Raw genomic sequence first — 16,512 nt, forward strand, 5'->3', positions numbered from 1 at the left:
GTTCCAAGTTATTAATTGCTGTTTATTCATCTGGGCCCCTGGCGCTGATGGCAATAGGGGCATGCTGATTGTTTTCACTCACTGGTAACGTTGGTCAGCCTGGAGATTTGGCGCATTTGTTATTCGTGCGGCACTATTAGTGCTTGATAGTCAGCTGTTGGAAGGTCTTGAAGGTTCATATAACAGACGTGAATGGCCATTTCCGGCAACTTGAATACTGCAAGCTCGTCAATCAGGCTCAAGCCAAGGTCGTAGTTGGAGAGGCTGGTGGCGATGCCGGGCGTCCAGTGGTGAACTTTGATCGCTCTAGCAACAAGCACTTCCCGAGCAGAGGTTATGGGGAAGGCTGCCCCTTGATAGACATCGCGCCAATAATCGCAGTAGCAGGCGATAACGAACTCTCGGAAGGTATTGATGAGTACTTTATGAAGTGCTGCTCGGTTTTCAACACCTGACTCTGGCAGGTTGCTGTACTCTCGCTGTATTTGCTCAAGATGATCCCAACGCTTGTGATAGGCGGCCTTATCCACGCTTTCTCCTTGTCCTTAGTTTAGCAGCCAATAATATAGCGTTGTTATTAGGCGTCGCTCAATGCCTCTTTGGACTGACGTTAAAGCGTTTGTAAAATGAGTGAGAACACTAGCCGTGAAGCCCTCATTGCTTGGATAGCATTACACTTGAGAATCCGTCATACCCATTACTGCAAGGGAGTATTGCCATGAGACAGCGCGATGAATTCGTTGAGGAAATGAAAGCCAAGCTTGATGCGTGGAATGCTGAGATCGATAAGTTAACGGCTAAAGCCCGCCAGGCGAGTGCCGAGGCGAGAGTTAAGTACCAGGAAGATATCGAGCGGCTCAAGAAGCGGCAGGCAGAGACTCAACTGAGGCTTGAGGAGCTTCAGTATGCCAGCGAAGCGGCCTGGGAAACTGTCCGTCAAGGTATGGAAGAATCATGGGAGCTGATGCGCAAAGCTTTTCGAGATGCCTCTTCTCGTTTCAAATAGCTTAAACAATTAGCTTGTTCAGCTGACTTATCCGGCAAAGTAGGGCGCTTCACTTGGAAAACCGGTGTATTCAATTAGGCTCGCGCCCCTCCTGTGGCTGCGATTCGTTACCCTCTTGAAGACGCGAGATGGATGCATTTCCCTGCTTGGCTAACGTTGCCATGCGGTCAATCTGTTCATTGAGGCGCGGCAGAGCCTCTTGACGATAGCTTGAGAGATCATCGATGGCGCCCATCACCTCGGTGAAAGCCTCTTCAAGCACCTGCATGTCCAACATCGCGGATGAGGCTCGCTTTTGGATGTCTACCCCTTGCTGACGAAGCGCTTTGGCTGTCCCGCCAATCAACTGCGAGGTGGTGGTGTTGAGGGCTTCAATGCGGTCCAGCACCAGGCGCTGATTGGCCATCGCCATGGCCACGGTTACCGCAACGGTGAGAGCCGAGACGGTAACGTTAATGGCCCTGTCCACGCCGCGGATCAATTCTCGGTTGTTGCGGATAATGACCTCTAGCGCCAGCACGCCTTGCTGACTCACCGCTAGCTGTTGTTGGAGATCGACGATGCGCTGACGCAGAGGAAAAAGTAGCTCCTCTTCAAGAAAGTGACGGCGTGGGTCGTCGCCATCGTGTGCTGAAATTTGGTCGCACAGGCGGCTATCGATCATACGGCCCAGGGCAATTTGGCGGTTTAACTCGGCAAGAATGTTAGTTAAGGCTTGCTGGTCATCGCTGAGGGTGAGGTTGTCACGATGGAGCATATCGCGACCGCCTTCCAGATCCTCAATAATGGCGTCCAGAGCCTGTTGGGTATTCTCAAACTTGCGAAAGTAGCGCTGCAGGCGGCTGTCTAGGCCAGGAATGACCGCCAGAATGCGATCCAGAGCAGTGGGCGCTAAACGATGGCGAGCGGGATCCAATCCTTCCATGCGTCCGCGTAGATCAGTAAGAGCTTTGGCAACCGGCCCACCCTCATCGCCGTGATGGGCCAGCTTGCGTAGCGGCGTCTGCAGCATGGCACTGCGATGGGCGGCCTGCTGCTGTAACTCAAGTCCAATATCATCCACGGCTTGGCGTTGACGAACCGCCGATGCCTCGTCACCTTCGGCGAGGATATCCGCGACAAATCGATCGGCCATCGCTTCAAGCTCAGGGTCGCTGTCACGATCATCAAGGTTGCCCGAATGGACTTGGCTGGTTCCTAGCTGCTCGGCGATCTCTGTTACCGGCGACAGGGAAAGGCGAGGTTTATCATCGGATGGCGGAGCCATAGACACCTCCTGAGCTATTAAAAAAGTTGTGAACAAAGCGCGCTATTATGGGTCGCCGGGTTACTCCTTGCGAGCGTAACGATCCGCGCCTTCTACAAAGCGACGCAGGTCATCCAGCGCTTTATCAGTGGTGACAGACGCCTGTGGTCGAGCTGTCTCAATGCGCGCCATGGAGACGGCGGTGTCGTCGAGCACGGTCAACGCAGACTCCATTCGGGCAGAGAGCTTATTTAGCCGGTGTTCGGTCTCCACTAGCAGATCGAGGCGGCGTACTAGGGCGGCACGTTCCTCATCGCCTAATCGTTTACCCTCACGCTCTAGTCGGCCTCGCACATAGTTGCCGTCCACGCTTACCACGCCTCGCGCTTGAGACGCCATGGTGGTGAGCGTATCCACCGCGCCGAAACAGACCTGAGTGACCAGGCCCTGCGAGCGCTCAAAAGCAAGCTCGCCAGTGTTGAATCGCTCGCCCAGCACATCCATTACATGGCGGTAGCGGCTGTAGAGGCGATCGGAAAATATCGCAAGGTCGGGTCGATGCACATCGAGGAGGCGCTGCTTGGCCTGGCACATTGCCAGCACTAAGTCATCTGCTCCCACCGGTGGCCTTGCCGGATCAAGTACCGATACACCTGCTTCATAGGCGTTGCGCTCCTCTTTAGCACGGCGATGTTGAGCCTCGATTGCTCGTTGAGCCTGCAGGCGCCGCTCGCGACGGCGAGCCAGCCAGCTGCGCAGTGTCCGCTCAACGGGCAGCGCCACAGGAATGGCGATGAGGCCCGCTAGCCAACCCAGAAGACTGGGGCTGAAACCGCCCCATAGAGAGGTGAGCCACAGCAGCATGCTAAAAGAGGGAACGATCAAACAGTAGCGGACAATTACCTGCAGTCGACTATGCGTTGTTTCTGGAAGTGCCAGAGCAGGATTGAAGAGGCCGACCAGCAGCCAAGGCAGGCAGGTCATAAAAAGGCCATAAGAAAATCCCTGCAGGAATCCCAACATGAGTACGGCTATCCTTCAGTCATGAAAACTAAACGTCGAGTGTAGCGTAACCGTTACGGGGCAATAAGCTCCAGTGGGGCACATTACAGGCTAGCAGCGAGCGGCTATAAACGCTGGACGGCTAGGTTTAACGCCTGCGTTTAAACCCTGCATTTAAACCCTCCCTGATTGAAAGCCCCGCTGGTGTTACCAACGGGGCTTTTGAAAACAATTCATCCGCATGCGGAAGGGGCTGCTTATTTTACCGGCGCATGATGATCAGATATTTTGAGATTAAGGTTGGTTATCAAAGGTCTCGCCGGGACGTTTGGCTGATATATCCCGCGGTGTCGCCTGTGGGTGTTGAGATGTCCGCTTCGCGCCACTACGGCCACGAAACCCGCTCCAAGCATCCTTGGCTTTCTGGCGATTAGCTGGCTTACGCAGCCAGTTTACGAGGGCCATTATAATCCATTTCCTCATGTGAACCTCCTGGTTCCAATTGCGTTGGCGTATAAATCACTATATTGGGACTATAGCCTAAGCATTCAAGACCGGCTGGTAATTGTACAAATATTTGACGCGCTCCTCTCCGCTGAGTTCCTGTCCGTTTACGCTTACTCGCCAGTTAACTGCGCAATGTCAGCATTGCCATGGCTGTTGATTTGAGCTGGTCTTGCGTTACCCCCCTCTTTTAAAGGCGGTTATACACTCATTCCAGTGTTTTCCTCACTTTATTGTATAACTATCGACATGCGCTTTGAGAGTCAGTAAACTGAGCTTGATTGAATATTGCACACAATGATCATTAAACTCGACGATAGTATAATATGCCCAGTACAACAATTCTAAACGCGCTGGTGAAAGGGCTGATGGCGGGGTACTGAGTGATTTGCAAACGTCTAAGACGCTGATGGAGAAAATAATGGAGCTAATTAATAGTGTACCGGCGGTCATTAGGTTGCATCACCATGACAACGTTGGCGTAGCGAGCAGGGCGGTTCCTAAAGGGTATCCCATTGATGATGATCAGCACCCCGCACAGGAGAACATCGATGCTGGTCATAAGGTTGCGTTAAGTGTTATTGAGCCAGAACAGCCTATCTTCAAATATGGTCAGATTATTGGTTTGGCCACCCAGCGTATCGAGGTGGGTGCGCACGTTCATACGCACAATATTGTGATGTTGGAACGTGACACATCACTGGAGCATTTCAAGCCAGCGCCCAGAACAGCGGTGGCTGGCAGTCAGCGCACCTTTAATGGCTATCATCGTGCAAATGGACAAGTAGGTACCCGCAACTATATCGGTATTCTTTCCACTGTTAATTGTTCTGCTACTGTCTCAAAAGTGGTGGCAGAGCGTCTTAATGCAAGCGGTGAGTTTGAGGCATTAGGGTTTGATGGCGTTGTGCCGGTTACCCATGGTTCAGGCTGTGCGATGAATACGGAGTCTGAAGGCTTTGCTTTCCTTGAGCGGGTATTAAATGGCTATGCGATCAACCCGAATTTTGCTTTTGTGCTGATTATTGGTTTAGGTTGCGAAGCAAATCAAGTTAAGCAACTGGTTGAAAAATACGGTCTTACGGATACATCAAGAATCTTTTATTTTAATATCCAGAGTGCCGGTGGTACCCGAGCTAGTATTGAGAAAGCGTCAGAAAAAATTCGTCAAATGTCCAATGATTATCGCCATGCGGAGAGGCGCCCAGCCCCGCTAAGCCATCTTACCGTGGCACTGCAGTGTGGAGGGTCAGACGGTTATTCGGGCATTACTGCTAACCCAGCCCTGGGCCATGCGGCGGATCTTATCGTCCAGCATGGCGGTAGCGTTATATTGAGTGAAACACCTGAAATCTATGGTGCCGAGCATTTGCTGCTAGATAGAGCCATCAATGAAGACGTTGCGCGTAAGTTGCTTGAAAGGATCGAGTGGTGGAAGCACTACACGCAGATCAATGGGGCTGAATTAAACAATAATCCTTCACCTGGAAATAAAGCAGGGGGCTTGTCCACCATTCTTGAAAAATCGCTGGGCGCTGTCGCTAAGAGTGGCTCCTCAAGCCTTAATGATGTGCTTGAGTATGCCCAACCGCTGAAAGAGCCAGGTTTTAATTTTATGGATAGCCCCGGCTATGATCCGGTGTCTGTCACGGGTCAGATTGCCTCGGGTGCAACCGTCGTCTGCTTTACCACTGGGCGCGGCTCTGTCTCTGGGTTTAAACCCGCGCCGTGTATTAAACTGGCGACGAATACGCAGATGTATGAAAGCATTCTCGAAGATATGGATATTAACTGTGGCACCATTGTGGATGGTACCGCCAGCGTAGAAGAAGTGGGTGAGCATATATTTGAAAAGATAATTGCGATTGCTTCAGGTGAGCAGAGTGCCAGTGAAGAGCTGGGTTATGGTAACAATGAATTTGTTCCGTGGATGGTGGGCGCTGTTACTTAACAGCGCTATAGCCGCTATATAATAGTCCCTTAACTTATGACTACGTAATGAGTTGCTGAATGTCGCAATCGTTGAAAGATCAGCTTTATGAGGCGCTTAAGCGAAGTATACAAAGTGGCCATCTTGAGTCAGGTTTAGTTCTACTCGAAGGCAATATTGCAGAAATATTCGCGATGAGCCGCTCTCCTGTTCGTCAGACATTAGGGCGTTTACATGAAGAGCAGTTAATTTGTCGTTTCGATGGCCGTGGATATTTGGTCGGGGCCACTGCCGGGGAGCCTATCAGGCGAAGTCTCACCATGGCCGATTTTCGTGCGTTGGGCGAGGATGTCAAAATTGAGCGCACGGACACTTGGCGCGCTATTGCCGATGTTGTCGAACATGACGTTGTCTTGAGTTCGATGAAGGGCAGGTTCGAACTCAATGAGCTCCAGCTGGCAAGAAAATACAGTGTCAGCCGTACGATTACGCACCGTATTCTGCTCTATCTGCAGTCCATTGGAGTGGTGGAGAAGGTTAAATACACCAGTTGGTCCATTGTGCCGCTAGACAATGAGCGTCTGCATAATCTGTATGAAGCGCGAAGGCAGCTTGAGCCCTTTATGATAGCAAGGGCTACCCTGATGATGCCTGAGCACGAAATCGACCATTTTATTGAGAAGCTTGAACATACGGCCGAGAAGTATCCTAATATCGAGGCCGCTACACTGGATGAACTTGAAAGCGACTTGCACTATCGAACCGTGAGTATGGGTGGCAACCAAGAAATTTTTGACATGCTGCGACGCACGCATCCTGTCCTGTTAATGAGTAAGCATCTGCTTGGCTCAAACATGGCACTCCCAGACACAGATCCCTTTTTTCATGATCATTTGAAGATTTTCGCTAGCATGCGCAAGAAAGAGGGTGAGAAGGCCAGCCAAGCGCTCTCGGCTCATTTGGCTGGCTCAGAAGCTAATGTTCAAGAGCGTCTTAGCAATTTTCGTGACCACGGCGTGCTCGAAATTCCCGATTACTTGCGCTAACGATTGGGTGCCTGGTTAATCAACGGGCATCTCATTTCTACGCCGGAGCTCTCGTATCAAGGCACTATGGTCGAGCTCACCGTCACCATGGGCAACAAGGTCCGTGAACAAGCTGTTAACCAGTGATGTTACCGGGAGTTCTAGCGATAACTCTTTGGCGAGTGCAATAGCGGTTTGGGTATCTTTAAGTTGCCATTTAGCCGGGCCGCCTGGGGCGAAGTCATTGGCAATCATACGGGGCGCATGGGCGCGCAAGATAGTTGAATCGGCAAATCCGCCTAACAGCGCTTCGCGTACCTTGGCCGGATCGGCACCGCCGCGCTCTGCGAGAAGCACCGCTTCCGAGACGGTGGCGATGGTATTGGCGACGATCAATTGATTGGCTAACTTGGCCAGTTGACCGGTACCCGCAGGGCCGACATGGACGGGGTTACCCATTACGTTAAGTAGTGCACTGATCCGTTCAAAGGTTATCTCTTCACCGCCGACCATAATCGCTAACGTGGCATCCTTGGCGCCTTTTTCACCTCCTGACACGGGCGCGTCAAGATAACCAATCCCACGCTCAGCGGCGGCTTTGGCTTGCTGCTGTGCTGTCTCAACCGAGATCGAACTCATCACCACCAGGGTGCTTTGCGGCTTCATGGCTGCTAATAGACCGTTGGGGCCGAGGATCACCTCATCGCAGACAGGGCCTGAGCTGAGCATGACCACCACAACGTCTGCCTGCTCAGCCGCATGCTGAAAAGTCTCGCTCACCGCTACCCCTATTGAGGCAAGCGCTTGCGCTTTGTCAGGGCTGCGATTCCAGGCGCGCACTCGATGGCCAGCCTTGGCAAGATTTGCGGCCATCGGGCCACCCATAATGCCGGTGCCAATAAAGCCTACTGTTATTTGCTCGTCTTTCATAATGCGTGTCGCCTTTACGTTGTTTTTGATCCTTCTATTTGGCGTTTTTCAGGGACGAGTCATCAATCGCCTTTTGCAGCTCTGCTACGACATCGTTAGGCAGCGGAATACCCTGATCGAGATACTCCTCACGTCGGCTGAGTCCCGCTTGGCCAGGCATACGCACGGGGTGCTGTTGATCAACGGGGGACGCGCTCAGACATGCGTTAACTAGATGATCTGTTTCATCGAGGAACGCATCTGTTCCTGCGAAAAGTGCGGGGTCAATCACCATCACCGTGACAGAGGCTCCCCAACCGCTGGGCTCGTCTTTACGCCCAAAACCGCCTAATGCCGAGGTCAGGGCTTCGACCATCAACCCCATTGCAAACCCTTTATGACCGAACTCCTGGCCGCCGAGCGGCAGGATACTACCCTGTGGGTCGCTGAAAAAATCCGCTGGATCGTCGCTAGCAACACCCGTATTTGTCAGGATGACAGGGTGCGCCATTTTCTTTTTCTCAGCATGGGCTTTACCGACACTACCGTTGGTGACGGTGGACATACTGACATCCATCATGATCGGTTGAACGCGGCTGGGTATGCCCATTGCAATGGGGTTGGGAGTGTAAACCGGTGAAAGACCGCCAAACGGCGCCACTGATTTAACCGCTGGATCCGAGGTCATAATGATCGGCATCAAGCCTTGCTCGACGAAAGGCTGCAAGTACGACGCCAAGCAAGCGATGTGGTGTGAGCGTTTGATACTCACAATACCAATCCCAGACTCTCTCGCCGCCGCAGCGCTGCGTTCCAGCGCTTTTTGCACTAAATAGGGGCCAAGAATATAGTGGCCATCAACAAGGGTCGCGATGGAGCTGATCTCTTTAGAGGTCATCGCGGTGTGATCACCGCTTGCATGCCCCGATTTCAAATCTCTTAAGTAGCCGTTAGCCAGTTTTATGCCATGGGTGTGATGACCTAGCAAATCCCCTTCAATAAGGATGCGACTGGTCGTTTCACTCACTTCACGAGAGGCGCCGGCCTCCATGAATAGGCTAACCAGTACCTCGTCCAACCAAGCTTTTGTATAGCGTTTCATGAAATCCTCGGCGCTTTGTTGTGGCTATTGTTTTTGAGTTTTTTATAGGCCATGGCTAATAAAGGCGAGAGCCATAGCAAAATTACGAGTGCACCTAAGCCTGCACTAATGGGGCGCGAAAAGAAGCTCAGCAGATCGCCATTGCTTTTGAGCATCGAGCTCATAAAACTATTTTCCAGTGTCGTTCCCAGCACTAAACCAAGAATCGCTGGCGCCATGGGGAAATCACACCGGGCCAGGATGGAGGCGATAAAACCTATAAGGAGCATTATCCAGACATCAGTGATCGAGTTGTTGATAGAGAAAGCGCCGACGAGACAGAAGCACAAAATGATCGGCATAAGAATCTTGCGGGGCGTCAAGATGAACACTTTGGCAGATTTTATCGCCGCGTAGCCAATCGGTAGCATGATTAAATTGGCAAGAAAGAACACGATGAATAGGGCGTAGATCAAGCCTGTGCCATCCATAAAGATGGTAGGGCCTGGGTTCATGCCTTTCATGTAGAGCACGCCGATAACAATGGCGGTTATCGAATCACCTGGAATGCCGAATACCAAGGCTGGCACCCAAGCACCGCTAATACCTGAGTTATTGGCAGAGCTTGCATCGACAATGCCTTCGATATGTCCGGTACCATAATCCTGCTTCTGTTTAGAGCGGCTTTTGCCAACGGCATAAGAGATCCAAGCCGCAATGTCCGCACCCGCACCGGGTAGCGCGCCAATCAGTGTTCCTATGGAGCTGCCACGTATCATGTTCGGCCAATAAGCCTTTACATGCTTGGGAGCCTGCTTAAAAACGCTATCTTTGGATAACGATGGCAGCTCTCTTCCCTCATTGCGCGAACCATAAAACAGCATGAGTTCATTGAGTGCGAACATACCAATCATCACCGGAATGAAATTGATGCCGCCCATTAAGTCGGGAATACCAAAGGTGAAGCGGGGGGCGCCGCTCATCATATCCAGGCCGACCGTCGAGAGTAATAAACCAATCATTAAAGAGAGAAAGGCTTTAACCCTGGATCCAATGGCGATAAAGATCGAGCAACTTAACCCCAGTAGTGCCAACCAGAAGTACTCAAAAGAACTAAACTGGAGCGCTACTTCAGCCAATGAAGGAGAAACAAAGACCAGGATTAATGTCCCGAATAAACCGCCGAACACGGAACAGATCAAGTTCATGCCCAGTGTTTCTCTGGCACGGCCTTTGTGTGCCAACAGATGCGAATCGGCGACATAGGCAGCCGAAGAGGGCGTGCCGGGAATGTTCAAATAGGTGGCGGGAATATCCCCAGCGAAGATAGCCATGGCTGATGTAGTGACGATGGCGGCGATGGCTGGGGTGGGGTCCATGTAGAAAGTGATGGGTACCAATAGCGCGACCGCCATCGTGGCCGTTAGCCCTGGCACAGCCCCGACGAACACACCGAAGATAGCAGCTGCAAAAATCACCAGCATGGTTTCTATATTGAAAACGAGCTGCAGCCCTAACAGAAAAGCTTCCATAATCTAACCCCAAAAATTCATGAGCCCTTCAGGAAGGGGGATCAGCAGGTATCGCGAGAATAGGAAATAGATGATGAGCGACGCGATAAGGGAGACAAGCAGTGCTAAGGGAAGGGAGGTTTTTCTCACCAGCATGAGCACGAACATAATGATGCCCAGACACAGGGCCGCGCCCAGGAACTCGCTAGCGAATATATAAAATATAATCAGTGCACAGGGGAGAAGTGAGACAAGAATGGAGCGTAAGTCGAACATCTTCCCAGCGTTAGCCTCTGAGCTAGACATTTGGCGTTTTAGCGTCGGTAGCTGAGTGGCCGAAAGTACCAGTCCTCCTATGAGAAACCCTCCCCCAATGAGGGAGGGAAACAGAGATGGACCATATTGAAGACTTGCCATTGTTGGGTACTGGCTAGCGACAGTTAACACCACGGCGCCAAGCAGCATGAAGGCTAGCCCCAAAAGGAGATCTCTCATTTTGCTTTTCCCCTTATTGACTCAGCCCAACGTTCTTAACAATTTCGCCATACACCGCATCCATTTCGACCATTAGCTCACCAAACTCTTCGGCATTCCGCCATTCGGTGCCAAAGCCTTGTTTAGCCATAAAGTCTTGATAAGTATCGCTGTTGTAGGCGGCCTCTAACGCTTCCTCAAGGGTCGCTACGATCTCTTCATCCATACCTTTGGGGCCAGTAATACCGCGCCATTCACCAACGAGATAATCGCTTCCAATCGCTTCATTAATGGTGGGTACATCGGGGAAGCTGTTAATGCGCTCAGGTGACATTACGCCAAGGCTTTTAGCGCGACCTGCTTCAATCATTGAACGCCCTTCGGGAACAGAGCTCGGCACAATATCGATACCACCGGCGGCGAGTTCTGTCATGGCTGGCGCTGCGCCCTGGCTGGGAATCCAGGTAACGCGGTTGGCTTCCAGGCCCTGATCCATCAAGAAACCGGCAAAAGCGAGGTGCCATACCCCACCTTGACCGGTACCAGAAGCCTTAAAGGTGCCCATGGGCTCTTCTGCAATGGCATCAACTAAATCCTGAACTGATTCAAACGGGGCATCAGCAGCTACTTGAATACCGGCGTAATCAAAGTTGATCTGGCCAATCGGGGTGAAATCTTCATAGGTGAGTTCAGTAAGGCCTTGCCAGTGCATCATATTGAGCTCACCGGTGGCTAAGCCCAAGGTGTAACCATCCGGTTTTGCACTTGCCATGGCACTGTGGCCTACCACGCCGCTACCACCGGTACGGTTAACCACATTCACCGTTTGGCCCAATTGCTCTTCCAGCGCGGCGGCAATGGTGCGTGCTGTCGCATCGGTGCCGCCACCAGCGGCCCAGGGAACGATGATAGTGATGGGTTTTTCAGGGTAGGCCGCCAGCACTGAGCTGGAAGCCGTCAGCAGGAGCAGGGCAGTAAGGCGCTTGAGGGATTTTGTTTTGTTGGTAGCTTTCATGTGAGCCTCGATTTTTTTGTGTATTTGTAGGGTGGCAAAACAAATCTAGCATTAACGACCATTGTGTTCAATAATCATATTTTGTAGACTTTAGTTCAATTTTGACGTTCCTTTTTGAGCTTAATAAAGCGGGAATTGATCGAAATTGCTCTTAGTCACGTAGGCTAAAGGCGTCTTTTACGCAGGCTTGTTTGGCGTGCAAGAGTGGGTTATTACTTAAAAACACTAACAATTCCAAAGGTAGTAAAATGGCAATAATCAATTATGTAACGCAAATCCAGTTTGATTTTGGGGCCGCCTCGTTACTTCAGCAGGAGTGCGACCGCCTGGGTATTCGGCATCCAATGGTAGTTACCGATGAAGGTGTGAGGGCCGCGGGCATTGTCGATCAAGTACTGAAACACCTGCGTGAGCCTAATCCCGCCATTTATGATCAAACGCCTCCTAATCCCAATGAAACCGCCGTTCTGGAGGCGACTGCCCAATACCGAGAGGGTGGTTTCGATGGCATCATTGCCATTGGGGGCGGCTCCTCCATTGACCTCGCTAAAGGCGTGGCTATTTGCGGTACCCATGAAGGCTCTTTGAAGTCCTTTGCTGTGGTCGAGGGTGGCTCAGAACGAATTACCGCTGCAACGGCACCGGTCATCGCTATTCCGACGACCGCAGGTACCGGGAGTGAAGTTGGCCGCGGCGCCATTCTAATACTCGAAGATGGACGTAAAGTAGGACTGTTATCGCCCCACCTGGTCCCTAAATCCGCCATCTGTGACCCTGAATTAACCATGAGTCTGCCCGCTCAAATGACGGCTGCCACGGGGATGGATGCCTTATCCCATTGCCTTGAAACGTTCATGTCGGCGGCTTTCAATCCGCCGGCTGACGGCATTGCCCTGGATGGTCTGCGCCGCGGCTGGCTGAATATTGAACAGGCGACGCGCAACCCCGGCGATCGTGAGGCTCGCATGAATATGATGAGTGCTTCGATGCAGGGGGCGATGGCCTTTCAGAAGGGATTAGGCTGCGTACATAGTTTGAGCCATTCGCTAGGCGGTATTAATCCGCGCCTTCACCATGGCACGCTCAACGCCATTTTCCTGCCCGCGGTGATTGAGTTCAATTCCAGCTGCGATTCTGTAAAGCATGAGCAAAAGCTCGAGCGCATCGCTCAGACGATGCAGCTCACTAGCCCCGCTGATATTGGTCCGGCTATTAAAGATATGAGTAGGCGTCTCGATTTACCCATGGGGTTAGCGGAATTGGGCGTCTCTCAAGTGTTATTCCCCCGAATTATTAAAGGCGCCTTGGCTGATCACACCCATAAAACGAATCCGCGCATTGCAAGTGAACAGGATTATGAGTGGATGCTGGAAAAATCCCTCTAAGAAAACTTAGAAGTTGAGCGCTGGCGAAATAGGAGCAGAAAATGGAACTGGGAATTGCAGGTCGTTGGGCATTGGTCTGTGCCGCGAGTAAAGGTCTTGGAAAAGGGTGTGCAGAGGCCTTGGTGATGGAGGGGGTGAATGTCGTCATCAACGCACGTACCGCTCAGGTGTTGGAAGAAACGGCGGCACATTTACGACAAATGAACCCCGATGTAACGGTACTCACCGTGGCGGGTGATATTTCACAAGAAAAGACACGTAAAGCGGCGTTAGCCGCGTGCCCACAAATAGATATATTGATTAACAATGCAGGTGGCCCGCCACCCGGGGACTTTCGAGATTGGTCACGCCAGGATTGGTTAGACGCTGTCGATGTCAACATGGTGACGCCTATTGAACTCATCAAAGCAACGGTTGATGCAATGGCGGAGCGAGGCTTTGGTCGAGTGATTAATATTACCTCTGCAGCAGTCAAAGCACCCATCGATATTTTAGGGCTATCCAATGGGGCTCGTAGTGGATTGACGGGGTTTATAGCGGGGTTGGCCCGCCAGCCTCAGCTTGCTGGGCGCAACGTAACCATTAATAACTTGTTGCCTGGCTCTTTTGATACTGATCGTTTAAAAAACACTCATCAAGGGGTCGCAAAATCGTCTGGCCAGGACTACGACAATGTGCGCGAATCCTTTCGTCAAAAAGTCCCTTCCCAGCGCTTTGGCACCGCTGAAGAGTTTGGCGCCTTCTGTGCTTTTCTGTGTAGCGCCCAGGCTGGCTATATGACCGGTCAAAATATACTACTTGATGGCGGCAGTTACCCGGGAACGTATTGATCAACCGCGTTGCTTTCAACAACATTACTTTCAAAAACACTGCTTTAAAAAACATCGACGGGCGATTTTCACTGAGGTGAAGTCGCCGCGCCGATGTTGTGCCTGCTTTTAATCAACAGATATCAAATGTCGTCGCTTTGCATGGGGCTTAATTATTTTGTTCATTACGCAGCATAGTGGCGTCGTATAGCCGAGGGACATACTGATCCTTACCCAGCGCCTGTTCAGCTTGTTTTAACACCTCGCGCAAGGCTGGCAGCATCATGCTATCAAAACCAGATGCAGCGATCGTTTCGCTTAAATACCCCATGTCCTTACCGGCATTACCCAGGCTAAAGCGCAAACGTGTTTCATCTGCTTCAAGAACCCAGGGCATAACTGCGTTGAACATCGCGCTGTTAGCGCCGCCTTGTGAGCACACTTCATATAATTTGCGTTGATCAACATCCATGTTTGCCGCCATCGCCGCCGCTTCAGCTGCCAGGGCAGCGGCTCCAAGCGATAGATAGTTGTTGATCAGTTTGAGTTTGTGCGCGGAACCTAGCTCACCCACATGAAATATATTTTCTGCGAAGGCTTCTATGGCTGGCCGTGCTTGGTCGACTACTGTTTTACTGCCGCCCACCATGACATTGAGCCGTCCTTCCCGGGCCTCCTTTGGCGTTCTTGCTAATGGGGCGTCCAACATGTGGCAGCCTGCGGCTTCGATATTCGCGGATAACCGTTGTGTAGATTCAGGTAACGATGTCGAGCAATCGACGATAATCAACCCAGGCTTCGCGCCGGAAAGCAGTCCTTCAGTGCCTAACGTGATGGTTTCCATTTGCTCACTGGTACTGACGCAAACAAAAACCAGCTCACTTTGTGTGGCCACTTCAGCGGGTGTTCCCACCTCGTTTGCCCCTAACTGGCATAGTGCTTCCACAGGCGCGCGATTTCGATGCGCCATAATCGTTAACGGGAATTTATGTTTTATCAGGTTTTCAGCCATACCTTGGCCCATTAAGCCAAGGCCTATAAAACCAATTCTTAGCATCTTAGTGCTCCTTTTTTATAAAATTGTTAGGATTTAAATCAGCTTGGTTTTAAATCAGCGTAAGTCAAAAGACAACCTTGGGCAGTCAAGCAACCACATTATCTGCTTTTTGGCTGGTCGGCATTCAGCTTTGATTGTCAGCTATCTGATTCAAATCTAGCAGTAAAGATAAAGCGAGGGTGGATTACCACTGGGGTTAGTGAACAAACCAGCTCGACGGTATCAAGGGGTAGTGGTCATTGGTACTTTCGGTTAAGCTCCTCAGCAATTTTTTTATCTTTTTTTGTATTGAGGTGAGTCTATGTGGAGCCTGCTGAGGCTGTCTGCAATAGCGCTATCATTACTCATGGTGGCGGGTTGCTCCGATCCCAAAATTGACACCAGCTCCATGCCTGCGTCAGTTGTCTCGGTCGAAGAAGTGCGTAACTCACTGCCTAGCTATAAGCGCGATGATTTTGATCAGGCACTGATCATCATTGCCACAGCATCGACATTCGACGGGCTCGATATTCTCAATCCACACCGCATGAATGCGGCTGAGATTGCTGAGTCTGCCAATGCGCAAATGAACGGATTAACCGGCGATCAGGTTATTCATCGAGCCGACCAGATTCTCCGCGAGCGTCGGTCACGTGAGCGTGAGCAGGCCATTCGTACGTTAAAACGGTTGGAAGAGAAGCAGGCCAACGCTGACAATGACCAGCAGCAGATGGCGCGGTTCAGCATTGATCAGGCTCGCTACTACATGGGTCAGAGCCCCTATGGTGCTCCTGAGCCCGTCATAGATATTAAAGTCACCAATGGAACTGACCAGGTTGTATCCGAGCTTTTACTGAGAGGCGTGGTGACTAGCCCTGATCGCTCTGTACCCTGGGTTGATGAATCGTTTTACTACGTTGTTGCGGGGGGGATCGAGCCAGGAGAAACGCTGGAATGGAGTCTTGCTCCCAACCGTTTCGGCCCGTGGGGAGATACTCAAATACCTAGCAATGCAGCGCTAACGGTCACCTTGGAAGGTCTGCGCGGTGCTGACGAACAACCCCTATGGGCATCTCCGGATCTGAGCGAAAGTGAAGTAACAAGGCTTGAGCGCCTTCGCGAGGAGTATGGTGGTGTTGCGCTTTCCCAGGCGGATTAGGGGCGTAGTAAGTAAGCCAGTTAAGCGTGCTAAAAGCAGGGGTTAAAATACACAAAAACCAGTGCGCCCTACCGATTACCCGGTAGGGCGCACTGGTTACACACTAACGTCATTAAGGCGTTCTTGGTTTACTCTTTGGCTTCATGATCCGCCAGGGCAGCTACAATCGCTTCTTCCCACTGACCTTCAGAAATCCCCCAATGCTCCATTTCATCATGGTCGGGGCTGCCTTCAGACGCAGCACGGAGTTTTTCTACGCTGCTGCTTTCATAGCAGTGCTTGGCAAAATCTTTGGTATTTACATCTTTTAACTGATTAATCATCGACATATTGAGTTCCTTTCAATGGGTGATCGTGAGGTAAGGCTTCTAAGTGTAGCTATTCAGGCCTTTTTTATCTGCAATGGTTCCCTATTTTGTC

At 51.3% G+C, this 16,512-nt stretch carries 16 protein-coding genes; 6 read left to right on the forward strand and 10 right to left on the reverse strand.

From position 1 onward, the window contains the following. Nucleotides 1-119 precede the first annotated feature (119 nt). Nucleotides 120-530, reverse strand: coding sequence for a hypothetical protein (locus MLE19_RS21720; protein ID WP_240720443.1), 411 nt, complete (start codon nucleotides 528-530; stop codon nucleotides 120-122). 188 nt (nucleotides 531-718) lie between these two features. Here MLE19_RS21720 and MLE19_RS21725 point away from each other — a divergent pair, with 188 nt between their 5' ends. Beyond that, nucleotides 719-1,006 (forward strand): hypothetical protein, encoded by a 288-nt coding sequence (locus MLE19_RS21725; RefSeq protein ID WP_240720444.1) that lies wholly within the window; start codon nucleotides 719-721, stop codon nucleotides 1,004-1,006. A 70-nt stretch (nucleotides 1,007-1,076) separates the two neighbouring features. Here the strand turns inward: MLE19_RS21725 and MLE19_RS21730 are convergent, their stop codons facing one another. Together MLE19_RS21730 and MLE19_RS21735 are read right to left on the reverse strand one after the other, a co-directional pair. Next, a complete protein-coding gene (locus tag MLE19_RS21730) occupies nucleotides 1,077-2,273 on the reverse strand; it encodes a toxic anion resistance protein (protein WP_240720445.1) in 1,197 nt (398 codons plus the stop codon). Nucleotides 2,274-2,333: 60 nt separating this feature from the next. Then, nucleotides 2,334-3,275, reverse strand: coding sequence for a cobyrinic acid a,c-diamide synthase (locus tag MLE19_RS21735; RefSeq protein ID WP_240720446.1), 942 nt, complete (start codon nucleotides 3,273-3,275; stop codon nucleotides 2,334-2,336). A gap of 904 nt (nucleotides 3,276-4,179) precedes the next feature. On the opposite strand from MLE19_RS21735, the gene MLE19_RS21740 reads away from it, so the two are divergent. Both MLE19_RS21740 and MLE19_RS21745 read left to right on the forward strand, forming a co-directional pair. Further along, nucleotides 4,180-5,709: a UxaA family hydrolase gene (locus MLE19_RS21740; protein WP_240720447.1), complete on the forward strand. Its 1,530-nt coding sequence runs from the start codon at nucleotides 4,180-4,182 to the stop codon at nucleotides 5,707-5,709. A 59-nt stretch (nucleotides 5,710-5,768) separates the two neighbouring features. Continuing rightward, complete coding sequence (locus MLE19_RS21745) at nucleotides 5,769-6,734, forward strand: GntR family transcriptional regulator (RefSeq protein WP_240720448.1); 966 nt, start codon at nucleotides 5,769-5,771, stop codon at nucleotides 6,732-6,734. Nucleotides 6,735-6,749: 15 nt separating this feature from the next. On the opposite strand, the gene MLE19_RS21750 is transcribed toward MLE19_RS21745, so the two are convergent. From MLE19_RS21750 to MLE19_RS21770, 5 genes are read right to left on the reverse strand one after another with little or no spacing between them, the layout of a single operon-like run. Continuing rightward, nucleotides 6,750-7,643 carry an NAD(P)-dependent oxidoreductase gene (locus MLE19_RS21750; RefSeq protein WP_240720449.1) on the reverse strand — a complete coding sequence of 298 codons (894 nt, stop codon included), beginning with the start codon at nucleotides 7,641-7,643 and terminating at the stop codon, nucleotides 6,750-6,752. Between the two features lie 34 nt (nucleotides 7,644-7,677). Further along, nucleotides 7,678-8,724 (reverse strand): Ldh family oxidoreductase, encoded by a 1,047-nt coding sequence (locus MLE19_RS21755; protein ID WP_240720450.1) that lies wholly within the window; start codon nucleotides 8,722-8,724, stop codon nucleotides 7,678-7,680. Continuing rightward, complete coding sequence (locus MLE19_RS21760; RefSeq protein ID WP_240720451.1) at nucleotides 8,721-10,235, reverse strand: tripartite tricarboxylate transporter permease; 1,515 nt, start codon at nucleotides 10,233-10,235, stop codon at nucleotides 8,721-8,723. Before MLE19_RS21760 ends, MLE19_RS21755 begins: the two co-directional genes overlap by 4 nt. Nucleotides 10,236-10,238: 3 nt before the next feature. Beyond that, nucleotides 10,239-10,709, reverse strand: coding sequence for a tripartite tricarboxylate transporter TctB family protein (locus tag MLE19_RS21765; RefSeq protein ID WP_276322534.1), 471 nt, complete (start codon nucleotides 10,707-10,709; stop codon nucleotides 10,239-10,241). A gap of 13 nt (nucleotides 10,710-10,722) precedes the next feature. Next, nucleotides 10,723-11,703, reverse strand: a complete 981-nt coding sequence (locus MLE19_RS21770; RefSeq protein WP_240720452.1) for a tripartite tricarboxylate transporter substrate binding protein — start codon at nucleotides 11,701-11,703, stop codon at nucleotides 10,723-10,725. 248 nt (nucleotides 11,704-11,951) lie between these two features. Here MLE19_RS21770 and MLE19_RS21775 point away from each other — a divergent pair, with 248 nt between their 5' ends. Further along, nucleotides 11,952-13,088, forward strand: coding sequence for an iron-containing alcohol dehydrogenase (locus MLE19_RS21775; RefSeq protein WP_240720453.1), 1,137 nt, complete (start codon nucleotides 11,952-11,954; stop codon nucleotides 13,086-13,088). Nucleotides 13,089-13,129: 41 nt separating this feature from the next. Next, nucleotides 13,130-13,918, forward strand: a complete 789-nt coding sequence (locus MLE19_RS21780) for an SDR family oxidoreductase (protein ID WP_240720454.1) — start codon at nucleotides 13,130-13,132, stop codon at nucleotides 13,916-13,918. Between the two features lie 148 nt (nucleotides 13,919-14,066). On the opposite strand, the gene MLE19_RS21785 is transcribed toward MLE19_RS21780, so the two are convergent. Beyond that, complete coding sequence (locus MLE19_RS21785) at nucleotides 14,067-14,954, reverse strand: NAD(P)-dependent oxidoreductase (RefSeq protein WP_240720455.1); 888 nt, start codon at nucleotides 14,952-14,954, stop codon at nucleotides 14,067-14,069. 301 nt (nucleotides 14,955-15,255) lie between these two features. On the opposite strand from MLE19_RS21785, the gene MLE19_RS21790 reads away from it, so the two are divergent. After that, nucleotides 15,256-16,092, forward strand: a complete 837-nt coding sequence (locus tag MLE19_RS21790) for a DUF6694 family lipoprotein (protein WP_306420929.1) — start codon at nucleotides 15,256-15,258, stop codon at nucleotides 16,090-16,092. A 128-nt stretch (nucleotides 16,093-16,220) separates the two neighbouring features. On the opposite strand, the gene MLE19_RS21795 is transcribed toward MLE19_RS21790, so the two are convergent. Further along, nucleotides 16,221-16,421, reverse strand: coding sequence for a hypothetical protein (locus MLE19_RS21795; protein ID WP_240720456.1), 201 nt, complete (start codon nucleotides 16,419-16,421; stop codon nucleotides 16,221-16,223). Nucleotides 16,422-16,512 lie beyond the last annotated feature (91 nt).

The organism is Vreelandella neptunia, assembly GCF_022489065.1.
GTDB lineage: Bacteria > Pseudomonadota > Gammaproteobacteria > Pseudomonadales > Halomonadaceae > Vreelandella > Vreelandella neptunia_A.